11 protein-coding genes are annotated in these 14,207 nt (G+C 40.8%); 6 read left to right on the top strand and 5 right to left on the bottom strand.

The window, feature by feature from the left end:
• Positions 1–480 precede the first annotated feature (480 nt).
• The 4 genes from hpsU to RMY16_RS03335 form a co-directional block, all read right to left on the bottom strand.
• Positions 481–1,062 (bottom strand): hormogonium polysaccharide biosynthesis acetyltransferase HpsU, encoded by a 582-nt coding sequence (hpsU, locus tag RMY16_RS03350; RefSeq protein ID WP_322735171.1) that lies wholly within the window; start codon positions 1,060–1,062, stop codon positions 481–483.
• A 2-nt stretch (positions 1,063–1,064) separates the two neighbouring features.
• Entirely contained in the window at positions 1,065–2,021 is a 957-nt protein-coding gene (locus RMY16_RS03345) for a glycosyltransferase family 2 protein (protein WP_322735170.1), read from the bottom strand.
• Positions 2,022–2,045: 24 nt separating this feature from the next.
• Complete coding sequence (locus RMY16_RS03340) at positions 2,046–2,978, bottom strand: glycosyltransferase family A protein (protein WP_322735250.1); 933 nt, start codon at positions 2,976–2,978, stop codon at positions 2,046–2,048.
• Between the two features lie 227 nt (positions 2,979–3,205).
• On the bottom strand, positions 3,206–4,033 hold the full coding sequence (locus tag RMY16_RS03335; RefSeq protein WP_322735169.1) for a hypothetical protein: 828 nt from the start codon (positions 4,031–4,033) through the stop codon (positions 3,206–3,208).
• Between the two features lie 363 nt (positions 4,034–4,396).
• Here RMY16_RS03335 and cobU point away from each other — a divergent pair, with 363 nt between their 5' ends.
• Together cobU and RMY16_RS03325 are read left to right on the top strand one after the other, a co-directional pair.
• A complete protein-coding gene (cobU, locus tag RMY16_RS03330; protein WP_322735168.1) occupies positions 4,397–4,972 on the top strand; it encodes a bifunctional adenosylcobinamide kinase/adenosylcobinamide-phosphate guanylyltransferase in 576 nt (191 codons plus the stop codon).
• Between the two features lie 52 nt (positions 4,973–5,024).
• Complete coding sequence (locus RMY16_RS03325) at positions 5,025–5,444, top strand: hypothetical protein (RefSeq protein WP_322735167.1); 420 nt, start codon at positions 5,025–5,027, stop codon at positions 5,442–5,444.
• 409 nt (positions 5,445–5,853) lie between these two features.
• Here the strand turns inward: RMY16_RS03325 and RMY16_RS03320 are convergent, their stop codons facing one another.
• Positions 5,854–7,602 carry an endonuclease gene (locus tag RMY16_RS03320; RefSeq protein ID WP_322735166.1) on the bottom strand — a complete coding sequence of 583 codons (1,749 nt, stop codon included), beginning with the start codon at positions 7,600–7,602 and terminating at the stop codon, positions 5,854–5,856.
• A 495-nt stretch (positions 7,603–8,097) separates the two neighbouring features.
• On the opposite strand from RMY16_RS03320, the gene RMY16_RS03315 reads away from it, so the two are divergent.
• The 4 genes from RMY16_RS03315 to RMY16_RS03300 all read left to right on the top strand — a co-directional run bounded on the left by RMY16_RS03315 (position 8,098) and on the right by RMY16_RS03300 (position 14,105).
• Positions 8,098–9,057 (top strand): ribonuclease Z, encoded by a 960-nt coding sequence (locus RMY16_RS03315; RefSeq protein WP_322688814.1) that lies wholly within the window; start codon positions 8,098–8,100, stop codon positions 9,055–9,057.
• Between the two features lie 632 nt (positions 9,058–9,689).
• Positions 9,690–11,882 (top strand): polysaccharide biosynthesis tyrosine autokinase, encoded by a 2,193-nt coding sequence (locus RMY16_RS03310; protein WP_322735165.1) that lies wholly within the window; start codon positions 9,690–9,692, stop codon positions 11,880–11,882.
• Positions 11,883–12,203: 321 nt separating this feature from the next.
• Positions 12,204–12,641: a hypothetical protein gene (locus tag RMY16_RS03305; RefSeq protein ID WP_322706089.1), complete on the top strand. Its 438-nt coding sequence runs from the start codon at positions 12,204–12,206 to the stop codon at positions 12,639–12,641.
• 318 nt (positions 12,642–12,959) lie between these two features.
• Complete coding sequence (locus RMY16_RS03300) at positions 12,960–14,105, top strand: SpoIID/LytB domain-containing protein (protein WP_322659715.1); 1,146 nt, start codon at positions 12,960–12,962, stop codon at positions 14,103–14,105.
• Positions 14,106–14,207 lie beyond the last annotated feature (102 nt).

Here is a 14,207-nt window from a genome sequence, read left to right as displayed (position 1 = left end):
TTGCTTTTAAAATAAAACCTTTGACAAGTTGATGAACATGTGTGACAGATAGCACCTTATCATCTACTTGTTGGAATGACAACAAAAATTTTGCTATTTAGACTAGACTATCTCTTGGCTGATTTGGTATATCATATTTTCTGCCAGTTTTTTTAGATATGCACAAATTTTGGACTTGAAATTAAAAAGATTTAATTAAAAATTAACTATTTCCACAGAATGGGTATATATCAATACGGTTGGATTAAGAAAAGCGCAACCCAACAAAGCCCCGGAAATATTGGGTTTTGTTCCTCAAACGCCACTTGCTTTTCCTAGAAGGAATCAAATAGGATTGCTATACATACCTCATTTTTATTAGAAAAAGCTATATAGCGATCGCACTTTTATTCTTTTCCCAAAAACAAATAAATATATATATGGAAAAGTTAAGGGCGCACAGCTAGCTGCGCGCCCTTACTATGTTTATTTATAAAAAATCTATGGGGTTGTGGAGGGATCGAGTTTTATCCGAGCCGTTTTGGGGCGACAGGGACTTCCCCAACAAACCTGCCCAGAAGGCATATTAGTAAAAACACTACTCCGAGCGCCAATTACAGCATTAGCGCCGATTTGCACTCCTGGCCCAACAAAACAATCTGCCGCTACCCATGCACCATTTTCAATGGTGATACTTGCTGTTTTCAACCCAAAGGCAGGATCTTGGAGATCGTGAGTACCAGTACACAGGTAACTTTTTTGAGAAACTACGCAATGTTCGCCGACTTCGATCCGATCGAGGCTATATAAAACTACGTTATCTCCAATCCAACTGTAGTTACCAATGGTAACTTTCCAGGGGTAGGTAAATCGGGCTGTAGGTCGAATTAATACACCTTTGCCGATACGAGCGCCAAATAATCGTAACAAAGCACAACGTAGAATATTTAACGGTTGAGGAGTTAGAGGAAAGGCGATCGCTTGTACAAACCACCATAATAAAACATACCAACTTGGACGCCCCCGGTCAAACCAAGATTGGTCATATTTGCGTAAATCTACGAAAGGTTGGTCATTAGTCATTATCAGGAATCAATGGTCAATAGCTTTGCTTCTGCTTCTCTGCTTCCCTGCTCCCCTGCTCCCTCCTTCGGCGTAGTAGCAGTATTTAAGTGACCACCACAGTTGCGTAATTCGTAAAGCTTAACGCCAATCTGATATTCATATTGACTCAGTAAACGAGCATAGATATATCCTGCTCTGCCATCTAAAAAACCGCGTTGAATTATATAAAATAAAACAAATCGCAAAATCGGTTTAAATGGTAGGTGTACCCACACTTTTTTCAAAAATCTTTTGCGTTGTACGGCATCACCAAATAGATTAGCGCCGATAGTACCGCTATCATCTTTACCTGTAAGAATATTAAAATAAACCCTGGCTTCCCAGTTGGAATATCTGTTGTGCCGTTCTAACCAGTGGTAAAGGTCGCGGAAGTCTTCGTGGAGCATATCATTTTTGAGATACCCAACTTTCCCTTGCAAAATCACGTGTTCGTGAACTTCGTTATCACCAGTATTAGGAATATCTTCTGTATTTAGATTTTCGTAGCGACCTTTTTTATGTTGAAATAAACGTAGATTCCAATCAGGATATTTCCCGCCATAACGAATCCATTTTCCTAAGAAAAATACGCGACGGTTGAGATAATAACCTGTATATTCATCATTTTTAATTACTTGCTCAATTTCTGACCAAAGTTCGGGGGTGATCCGCTCATCACAATCTACAATTAGCACCCATTCATTACGAAAAGGCAAATTATCTAAAGACCAATTTTTCTTTTTAGGCCAGCGTCCATTGAAGTTGAATTGTACGACATTTACACCGTAACTTTTAGCAATCTCAATGCTGTTGTCGGTACTTTGAGAATCTACTACAAATATTTCATCTGCTCTGCTGAGGCTAGTAAGGCAAGCAGGCAAGTTAGCTTGTTCGTTTTTTGCCGGAATTAGTACTGAAACTGGTATTTTAGATGACATATTGAGTAAAAATTATGTTACTGGTTATTTCTTATTTGATGTAAATAAAAGACCCTGAATAGCAGCATTTAAGTAACCAATCTGACCGTAAGCATACACCAGTTTGTCAAATCGTTCTGCTGGATCGGAGAAATACTGTAAAGCTTTATACAAGCCTCGCACAAACCGTTCGCTACCTCGCTGTAATTGAGCGATCCCAGCTTTACCAGCGAGTTGTTCTCGATAACATTCACTGATACCCTGCCACCAGCCCCGGTTTAAAAACCAGGAGCGTTGGAGGCGTTCTGGGGCTACATTGTGAGCGACGAGTGCTTCGGGAAGATAAGCAACTTGCCAACCACGCTGTAGAGCAAATTCGGTCATTTGCAGTTCTTCGTTAGATAATAAATTTTTACCCACTCGACCGAGATGGGGATCAAAACCGCCAATTTCTTCGAGGAAACTGCGGCGGATAGAATAATTTAAGCCTCTGGGTGTTAAGCCAGGTTGCTCAATGTAGATGTTACCGTCACCTAAATCGTATGCACCCAGATTTGCAGCTAGTCCCGGAGATAGCCACCGTGGTTGTTGAATTCCTGGGGGCCAGAGGAGAGTGACTTTGCCACCTGCGATCGCTAGCTTAGAATTATTGTAATAGGCAGAATATAAAACTTGTAGCCAGCCCTTACTGGCAACGGCATCGTCATCTAGATAAGCAAGAATATCACCACTGGCTACCTTTGCACCCGTGTTGCGGGCGACAGATAAACCAATGGTGGGTTCAAAAACATACTTCAGGCGAGGATTGTGGCTTCTTTGTTCTACAACCTCACGAGTGCGATCGCTAGATCCATTATCAACTACCACAATTTCAAAGTCCGCAGCAAAATCTTGCTCTAAAAGACTATCAATTGCAGCCCCTAAATAGGTATCTCGATTGTGGGTACAGATAATGGCAGAGATTTGGATGTCTGGCATAGATTGAATTTTGGATTTGAGATTTGGGACTTCGGCTCCTTCCGACTTCGCTACTTCGGCTTCTCTACGAGACGCTACGCGAACGCTCGGCACAAGTCAATGCTAGTCGCTCAGTCGAACGATTTTAGATTAAAATCTAAATCCAACGTTATAACTGCTGAGAGTTAATCTAAACCAAAAGTTACCGACCTACCAACCGAGTTTCTTCGGAAATAATCTTTAAAACTTTACGTTTGTTGAATATGACTGTGTAAAACTACAAGAGTTTGCGCCAGTTGACTAAGGCGAGTTTCCAAAGATTGCTTGCGCCCTAGCAGTTGACGTAACTTTTGGTAACGAGCGATCGCCATACTAACATTGGGAACCTGATCCGGTGGACATGGACGCGACCAAACTTTACCAGTATCGTCCACACCACAGAGGCGATAGCCAGTAATAGATGATTGATAAGATACTTTTCCACCAGTGGCACAAATTTCTTCTACGTAGTTCATCAGGCGGTCAACTTCTGCATGGCGCAGTGTCGCAGTTCCTCCTGGTTCTGGTTCGGGGGGATTGGATTCTAACCAGCCATTGACAATTGGCCCTTCTAAGTAAATATCCTGAATCTGTTTCAAAATATTTTGCAATTCTGTTTGCCAACCAGCAACAGTTTCCTGAATTTCTTGCAATAGATTCATCGCCAATGCTGGATTCGCTCCGTGGCGATGGCTACTAAAGGTCGGAGTTTTCAACTTGGGTAGGCTGGGTGTTTTGTTACCATTCTCTTCTGCTTGAAAGGTCTGCACAGATTCATGGTGAGGAAAGAAATTTTGGTCAGAAGGAGAATAATTTTCAGTATTTACATCTAAGTCAACTGTTTGTCCTTGTGACTTTACTTCCTCATCCTGAGAGGATGGAATTTGTGTACTTTCTGTAGGTTCGTTAGCTCCGACGCTGATTCTAAAGGAGAAAGGCCGTTTTGTTGTCGAATCAGTTGTTTCGGCAGTAGAGGCAGTGCCGCGATTGCCTAAATCGTGTAGAGTTGCTTCAATGCGTTTTAAGCCTGCGTTCATAAAAACATCCTAAAGTTTGCTGTCCCCAGTAGTATTGAATAATGAAGAATGGGGTAGTTGGGATTTTTGGCTTTTGCCAGTTGTAACATCTTAATGATGCTGGTGCTAATTTTATCCCTTAAAAGTTATTTGAAACCAAAAATCTCACCCATGAAGTAAAAAAATGTGGTGAAATTTATTCATCGGGGCTGCCTCCTGTCTCTCTTGTTAAAATACTCAATGAAGAGTTCTGAGTGCTGAGTGCTGAGTTGAAAGACCGCCCACAAGGGGCGGGGCTTTTACCGTAGTGCGGAAGTACTGAGTACTTCTGAAATTTACTCAGCACTCAGCACTCAGCACTCAGCACTGAGTGGGTAAAAAACTTTGGGTAAAATCATCTTAGTAACAGGGCCAGCACGATCTGGTAAAAGTGAATGGGCAGAAACTTTAGCTATGCAGTCAGGAAAAGCAGTTGTTTATATAGCAACAGCCACCGATAACCCAGATGACCAAGAGTGGCACCAACGCATTTTAGAACACCAACAACGTCGTCCCCAAGATTGGGTAACTTTATCTGTACCTGTGGAACTGTCTGCTACCCTTGCTGATGCCAAACCCTATACTTGTCTCTTAGTTGATTCTTTAGGGACTTGGGTTGCTAATCTCCTAGAACAGGATAAATCTAGCTGGGAAAATACCCTTGCAGAGTTTTTAGAGACGGTGGAACTGGTTGCTGCTGATATGCTGTTTGTAGCAGAAGAAGTGGGTTGGGGTGTGATACCAGCTTATCCCCTTGGAAGGATGTTCCGCGATCGCCTCGGTTCTTTAGTACGCCAGCTAGCAACACTTAGCGAAACTGTTTATTTAGTGACTGGGGGCCATGTTCTCAATCTCAGCATCCTTGGTTCGCCATTGCCAAATAGAGTTGATGCTGGAACATTCAGGAGTCAAGATTCTTAACTGTTGATTCAAATTAATCCAAAATCTAAAATCTAAAATCTAGAATTGTAATATGGCAACCAAACAAGAAGTAAGAAAATACCTTGCCTACTGGTTTCAGTTGGGTAAGAGAGTGATTACGGGCAACGGTGAGGCAAGCTTTTTGCCCCAATCGGTGCTAAATGGCGATCGCTATAGTCAAGAATTTGAAGAATGCTGGCAAAAAATTATTTCACCGCAATCGGGTGATTGTTACCTTGAGGGTACACATGAAACTATTGCTGAATTGTTGACGCCAACATGGAATATGCTACCTTGCAGCCGATGCAGTATGCCAGTAGCCGCGCGAAACGTTGGGATGCCGGCGTTGTTATGTCCCTGCAATGATTTACCTAACTGGCCAAATACTGAATTGCCAGCACCGCGAGAGCCAATTAAAACTCAAGACCAACTCCAAATAATTCGCGCTCGGCTTGTAAAGAATATTACATAAAAAATTGCTATGGGACTTCCAAATAAAAACATATCCCACAATTAACAGTCAGCAACTTCAAGCGGGATAATTTATTTTTTGGAGTTCCCTATAAAACCAATCGCAACTTCAACAACTGTCGAAAAACCAATCTGCTCAATAGACCTACCTCAAAAATAGCAACTGGGGTGGGAATTGGAGAAGAGATATTTTTATTGTTCCTTGTGAGTTCCACTCATGGAGTCTCTTGCAAAAGTGACTTTTGCTTTCCGGTTGGGGAAAGGGACTCATGTTAAAGGGTAAGAGAAAATTCCATCCCTTTCCCCTTTACCCCTTACCCTTTCCCCTACAAATGCCAAGAAGTCTAATTTCTCAAAAACGCAGGTCTAAAACTCTTCCCACCAGGATAGAGTTAAGACCTATGTATTTTTTAGTTGCAGTAGGTTCGTTGTGGCAGGGTAGAATCTAATACAAAGGGATTATCATTACCTTGGGGTGTTTTAGCGATCGCATGACTGCGTGCTACCTCACCAGCATCAATTGGATCGTCTGCTTGCCACTTACAGAGAGTATCCTTTTGTGCTTCAAAGAAGCTTGCATTCGCCAGTTCTGGATAGACTGTGCGGAAATAGAAAATTACCCGAGCAATATCTCCTTTCTTCGCCTCTCGTGGTTCAAAAAATCCCCGTCTGAATTCACTGTATTTGTCAATATCCTGCGGACTCGGTTGGAAACTTAGCTCATCATCATCGAGATACCAAGACATAGTTTGATTATCAGGAATATCTCCAAATGGAAAGTTAGCGCGATCGCTGTTAATTTCGATCCGTGAAGCAAAGAGGTTATGCAAATCGCTTTTTGCTGGGCCCTCAGCTCCCATACTCTGCGGCCAGACGTGTTCAGCATTGATTCTGTGTCGTGCTGCTTCCTCTCTGGGTTTATCTGAATTTGGGTCGAGCGGAACACTGTAACCAGCGTAGATGTCCGTTACTGTACCGCCTTGGTTATCTATTTTGGTGTAGAGCAAATCACGGGCACTACCATATCCGAGGCTAGCACGAGGCGAGTAAAGGCTATCTAGTTTTTCCAGTAAATCGTCTCCTGTAACATCAGAAAGAATTGTGCCTGGTGTAACTGGTGGTTCAGGACTGCTAACTGGGACTGATGGAATGGGAGTAGTCTCACCAATCGCTGGTAGAGTAAATCGAGCAATCACAGGGTCATGATCGCTGACTACTCCAGAAATCCCTGCGTTAACGTGAACAGCATTGATCTCAGGATTTCCATTGTTAAACAAATTTGGGGTAATCAGGATTTGGTCAATTTGTTCCTTATTCCCTTGAAAGACATAAGAGAAGCGGTCATCTTCAGGAATTTTGTTTACCAAATTGTTCAGCTGATTTCCTTCAAGGGTTTTGATCGGCTGGGAGTCTGGAGTATCGTTTAGATCGCCAAGGACGATAATATTTGCATTTGGGTCAGTAGTTAAGCGATTTTCAACAAATTTGTTAACAATTGTTGCCTGCTCTATCCGTTTCGAGTTGGAAGCGACTCCTCCACTTTTAGAAGCAAAGTGATTGTTGATCAAAGTGATGGGAATATCATTGAAAGTAAATTCACCCACTAAAGGTTTGCGACTTTTTAAAAAAGCTGGATCGTCCGCAAAGCGTTCAAGCTTTTGTAGCTTAACTCGTTGAGGATTGAACAAAAAGCCTACCCGAATATTGCCACCCGGTTGGCCTCCATCAAGTCCGTTCTGAGGAGGAATTTCCCGATATTCATAGGCTGGGCCTCCTACAGATTGGATAGAACTGATTAGAGTCTCAGCAGTCAGAGTAGCATCAACTACAGAACTTAACTCAGCTCCATCATTGTCTTGTACTTCTTGCAAAGCAATAATGTCTGGTGCTTCAAGATTAGTAACAATCTGGTTTGCCAAAGCTGCAAACTTACCGTTTTTCACATCATCATCGACGTTTCTCGCCGACCTATCATCAACCTTAGAGACGTTTTCCTTTTTAGGATCGAGGTTTTCGACGTTAAAGGTGGTAATCGTTAATTGCGTAGGACTCCCTACCAAAGATGTAACTTGTACAGCATGAGCGATTCCTGAAGGAAGCCAGAATGCAAGAAAAACGATAAAGCACAGTGTATGCAAGACTTTTCGGAAAGAACTCATGAACATTCTCCTTAATTGCAAATAGAGACTTAACTCAGTTGGAGCGCCATTCCGAAGATATGAGAAGCAAAGAAATTGAAGTTTTTCTAAAGCCATTTGACTAAGAAAAACAATCTATCTGTTTCAGTCCAAAATCAAGTATTGAGTGCAAGCTTATGTTTGTATTAAGAGATGTACTTCGATTCCCAAGAAGAAGTCATAACACAACCAATAATACAGCAGTCATTTGGTATTTATCAACTTATTATCTAGTCACTTGCAGATACTAAATTGCGATCGTAACTAGTAACAAATGCCTTATGCTTCTCAAGAGTGCTGAATGGAGAATCTTACTTTTTTACTCAGGACTGAGAACGGGCTAAATGCCCCGCTAATAAAACTTTGAACTGTTTTGCCCCATACCCAATGCTCAAATTCCTAAATATTTTGCTCAATAACCGTGCCACTATAGAAAATAGAGCTGCAAATTGAGCAATAGGAAGACTAAAGAACACTGTGCAGATAACATTCTTAGGGACGAGTTCCGGTGTACCCACGCGATCGCGCAATGTTTCCAGTGTCGCTCTGAGATTACCCCAAAGGGCAGAACTGTGGTTATTTGACTGTGGCGAAGGTACTCAGCATCAAATTATGCGGAGTGAACTGAAAATCAGTCAACTCTCCCGAATTTTTATCACCCACATGCACGGCGACCACATCTTTGGCTTGATGGGACTTCTTGCTACTTGCGGCTTGGCTGGCAATGTGGAACGAATTGATATCTATGGGCCACCTGGATTAAATGATTACATTCAATCCGCCTCACGTTATTCCTACACGCATTTTTCTTACCCGATCAAAGTTCACGCCATCCGTCCAGGGATAATTTATGAAGACAATGACTTCACCGTTAGCTGCGGTAATTTGCATCATCGGATTACAGCTTTCGGCTACCGCGTAGCTGAAAAAGACCGAGCCGGACGCTTTGATGTGGAAAAAGCTAAGGCGTTGCAAATTCCTCCTGGTCGGGTTTACGGTCAACTCAAGCGGGGTGAAACAGTTACCCTTACAGACGGACGGGTGATTGATGGCACTCAATTGTGCGGCCCTACAGAAATTGGTCGAAAGATTGCCTATTGTACAGATACAATTTATTGTGATGGTGCAGTGGAATTAGCTCATGATGTCGATGTATTAATTCACGAAGCAACCTTTGCCCATCAAGATGCAGATATGGCTTTCCAGCGGTTACATTCCACAACCACAATGGCAGCGCAAACAGCTTTAGCTGCTGGCGCGCATCGACTGATTATGAGTCATTTCAGTCCCCGCTATGCTCCCGGAAATACTTTAGAGTTGAAGGATCTCCTCAAAGAAGCTCGTGCTATTTTTCCCCGTACTGATATGGCTTACGATTTTATGATTCATGAAGTACCCAGACGACGGGAAATAGAGTTAACCAAGGTAAGCGTTTAAATTTTGGACTTTCCTGCGTAACGCTACGCGTAGCTTCCTTGGAAGGGTACGGCTACGCTCAGTCTAACGATTTTAGATTTTAGATTTCCTATTGAACGCTTCTAATCTAAAATCTAAAATTAACCAAGTTCTATTTTAAATTTTAATAGTCTCAATCATAAGATCAAGCAAATAAACAGTAGCTTTATTTTCTGAGTAAGTAAACTATTTAACCAACAATTTACGGTTAACTAGATGTATCAAGAATATACAAATAGTATGGTTTAAATATTTTTATCAATGTGTTTTTTCTATTACAAGTTATTAAAATAACTATAATATATCTAGTAATATTATGAGTTGGATAATTTTATACTCAAATACTTAGGAAAAATAATTAATTTTTCGTCAAGATTTTTATTCCTTAAATAAAATATTTATTAAAAATTTATCCTTCTAACACTGATTCAGAATTTATATGCATGAATTGATGAACATGAAAGCGCCAATTGGCATAATGTTGTGCCAAATTAGCTTGTCATTGTTGGAAGAATTAAGTATGCGATCGCAGCTATTAGGTGTAAAAAATCATTTCATATTTCTCATAAATCTTCCAAATAAATATAGTGTTTCGATATTAGAGGAGTTTAATAGTGGCTAAGACTAGTCTGAATCAAGAGCAACAGGTTACTACTTCAACACAAAGCGCAGTTGACATCAGACAACTATCTACTATTTTGCTTCGCCGACGCTTTCTGATCTTTGGGGTTTCCTGTGTAGTTATGTCAGTTGCTAGCCTCTTGGCTATCAATGCCAAACCTACTTACCAGAGCAATATGCAGATATTGGTGAATTCCAATTTATCTGAAGGGTCACAGTCAAATACTCAGGTTACTAATTCAAATTCTCAAGTTGTTGATTCCACTACTCAGATGAAACTCATGCTGAGTTCTAAGTTGCTTCAGAAAGCTGTAAATTTACTCCATTCTGATTATCCTGAGCTTACTTTACAAGATATCAATGGTCAAAAACAACATAACAAAAAAGCGCCTTTAGAAGTAACTCCAGAAGCGGGAGGCATAGGAGCAAATAAAGTTTTTAATCAAGTATTTAAAGTTTCTTTTAATGATAAAGATCCAGTAAAAGCACAAAGAGTGCTTCAAGCTCTACAGAAAGTCTATCAAAATTACAATAAACAGCAACAAAAAGAACGTTTGAATCAGGGTTTAGCTTTTGTAAATACTCGTCTACCTGAGATCAAAAAAGAGGTAAGTAAAGCTGAGAAAAACTTAGAACAGTTTCGTAAAAAACATAAATTACTCGATCCCGAAGTCCAAAGCAAAATTCTGCTAGAATCTCTAGCGGATATTCAACAACAGCTACAAACCACTCGTGCCAACCTTCAGGATGTAAACGCTCGTTACGATAATCTAGAGCAACTAATAGCCTCTTCGTCTCAGCAGAACACACTACTTTCTTCTCGTTTAAATCAGTCAAGCCGCTATCAAGCATTACTAAGTGAAATTCAAAAAACTGAACTGGCATTGGCTAAAGAGCGGCTACGCTATACAGATGATTACCCATCGGTACAAAAATTAAAGCAGCAACGTCAAAGTCAACTTTCGCTCTTACGAGAAGAGGTAAAAAATATTACTAATACTAGTAAAGAAAAACCCTTATTCAAAGGACAAATGCTAGGGGTTGACCCAACGTTAGTAGATGAGTTTGTTTTGGTAAAGACAAGTGTTTTAGGGCTAACTGCCAATGAAAAAAATCTAGTCGAGTCAGAACAGCAAATACGCTCTGAGCTAAACAAATATCCAAGTTTAATAGCAGAGTATAATCGTCTGCTGCCAAAGGTAGAAACTAGTCGCAAAAATCTTGAACAACTACTCCAAGTGCAACAGTCATTAGGACTGAAAATTTCTCAGGAAGGATATAACTGGCAAGTTTTAGCAGAACCTTCTGTCGGTACTTATATGGGTAACAACAGATTATTACTTCTGGCTGGAGGAACAGTAATTGGACCGATTTTAGGTATTTTAGCAGCCCTGATTTTGGAAAAGTTTAATGACGCTATTTATTATGCCGGAGATTTAAAGAAACTGACGAACCTACGTGTATTGGGATCGGTACCAAAACTACCGTCACGTAGTGTCAAAAAGCGGCAGATGGGGCTGCCTTGGAATGTCAAAAAAAGCTCAGATTCTTCTGTAATAGAAGTCAGTAATAAATTGCCCGTCCATGAAACTTTGGATATGATATACCAAAATATTCAAATATTAAAATATCCCTTACCATTCAAGTCGTTGATGTTTACTTCAGCGCTACCAGGGGAAGGAAAGACAACTTTAGTATTAGGGCTTGTAGCTAGCGCTGCCCGGATGCATAGACGGGTATTAGTAATTGATGCTAACCTACATAATCCTAGCCTGCACAAAATCTTGGAATTATCCAATGATTGGGGGCTATCTCTGTTATTAGTTGATGAGACAACTACTCATTTTCAAGATTATATCCAGCCGATTCATCCCTCCATTGATATTTTGACTGCTGGTCCAGAACCAGAAGACACAGTAAAGTTGCTGAGTTCTCAACGGATGAAAGAACTAATAGAGGTGTTTGAGCAAAATTATGACCTAGTACTAATAGATGCTCCATCTATTTTAGGCACAGTTGATGCCAGAATTGTGGCATCTTTTTGCAGTGGTATTGTAATGGTAGAGCGCATGGGAAAAGTGACTCGAACTGAACTGACTCAAGCAACAGAAATTTTGAGTAAGTTGAATTTAATTGGAATTATCGCTAATGAAGTGAGCAATTCTCAAAAGGTATTGGCATCGTAAATCGAAGAACAAAAGTTTCTTTTCCACAGCAGTAAGATTTGGACAATTTACTTTCCCCAATTACTGCAACAAATTTTTAATTATATTCTCAACCGAATTGGAATATATTTGAGCAATGCGATCGCTTTCGGTGCGTGCTTACGCTATCGCTAAGTGATTGCATCTGCTCATATTTAAGATAACGAGGTCAGTCGAACCTTGTATGACTGGCAGTTAGCAATATTCAGGCTACTATTCTGGATAGAAAGTAAGTAAATAAATATACTGATGTGCTATGGACGACTGAGATAGTAAACTGTTTAACACATTTAAACAAAGCTAGTGAAAAAACTATTTGTAACTTTTAATATTTTGGTACTTTTATTGCCCCTAACTGCTGTAGCTAGCAGCACAAATGACGACTTGTCATTCTTCGAGAGCAATAACAATTTGATCATCGTACTGGATAATAAGACTAATACTGCATGTTCTTTCAACACTAAGACTAATTCAGTCGTTAAAATGTCTAATGTTAAGTTTACTGATACGCGAATGGTTGGGGCCTCTTACTGGTGGGGAAAACTAAGCGGAAACCTGAACCATTTTCTTAATCCTAAAACATTTAAAATCAGCCAAATTAAAGGCAAATGGAGTGATAATAACGTCATGTTAATCAAGAGACAACATTACAATGACTATGCTGCTTACACAGAAAATCTCGGTGCAACCTGTGTTAAAGAAGGTGGCTTAAATGAAGTAGCGAAGAAGATGATAAGGTAATTTAGCTTACACTTAATCTCAATTATGAGAATTTTTTATTGTGCATTGATCTGCTTTCACCCAATTAATTTAGCAGGTGTTAATGCAATGCCTAACAAGAGAAAAAACTAGTGGCATTGGGCATTGGAAACAGGTAGAGGAGAGAAATTCTCCCCCTGTCTCCTGTCTCCTTCACCTGATTTCTACCTGATAGCTAAAGTAAAATGCATAATTAGTAGGAGGTGGCAACCTCCCGCGTTGGAGAACTGTCTCATCTTAAAGTAGTAGACGCCATAGTTAAGAGCGTCAATTAGATACTAGTGTGATTAGATGATCGGTATGAAATTCCAACTTTACTTAGGCTCTTTATTTTCCCAGATTAAAGTACGTCATTGGTGGGTAAGTATATTTTTGTGGATAGCTTTGGTTGCCCCAGCCCAAGCGTCTGTAATCCTGCGCGTGGCAATTGAGAGGGGCGTTAATCAGGTAAAAGTGGGCAGTTCTACCACTGGAATTGTTAAGGATAGTACTGGCCGGACTCTCGGACAGTTGCCAGCGATGAGTGCATATTATGCCCAAGCCGTTCCTGGTGGAGTTGCTTTAGATAAGTGGCAGTCTGGTTTATTTTGGATTGAGCCAACTGGTAAAGGATTTGTTTATATTGGCGATCGCTGGTATCGAGGCAGAACTCTGGTTGTCCCCACAGAAAAAGGCTTAACGGCTGTTAACTGGGTTGACGATCAAGAATATCTTTACAGCGTTCTTGGTGGCGAAATGAATGCTAGCTGGCCCCAAGAAGCACTAAAAGCCCAAGCGATCGCAGCCCGCACTTACGCCCTCTACGAACGAGAAAAACAACGAAATAATCCTGTTTACGATTTAGGCAATACCCCCGATCGCTGGCAAATTTACAAAGGTGTCATCAGTGAATCTCCTGCGACTTACGCCGCAGTGGATTCTACTTTAGGGCAGGTACTAACTTACAAAAACCGGATTATTCTTTCAGTCTTCCATGCTTGTTCTGGAGGACACACTGAAAACGTAGAAGATGTTTGGGGAAATACTCTCCCCTACCTACGTGCTGTTCAAGACTACGATCAAAATATCCGCGAGTGTAATTGGGTGAAAACCTTTTCGCCCAGTGAAATTAGCGCTAAATTTCCTGAGGTGGGCAGTGTGACGGCGATGATACCAGAGACATACTCACCTTTCCGCAGTGTTAAAGTTTTAAAAATTGTCGGCAACAAGGGCACGAAGTTGCTAGAAGGCGAGAAAGTGCGAACAGCCCTCAAGTTAAAAAGTACAAAATTTAGCGTCACCAAGGGGGCTGATGGTAGTTTTGTACTGCAAGGGCTTGGCTATGGTCATGGTTTAGGCATGAGTCAGTGGGGGGCGTACAATTTGGCTCGGCAAGGAGTGAACCACCTGCAAATTTTGGGACACTATTATAAAGGTGTAGCTCTAACACCAATTCAGGCGAAGTAGAGAGAAAGTTAGGAGTTAGGAGTTAGGAGTTAGGAGTTAGGAGTTAGGAGTTTTAAATAAATCTTAATTATTCACTCCTCACTTTTAACTCTTCACTATTAT

Source organism: Nostoc sp. DedQUE12b, from assembly GCF_034530835.1.
GTDB lineage: Bacteria > Cyanobacteriota > Cyanobacteriia > Cyanobacteriales > Nostocaceae > Nostoc.
The sequence above is the reverse complement of the archived record's forward strand: the minus strand, read 5'-3'. Positions and strand labels throughout refer to the sequence as shown.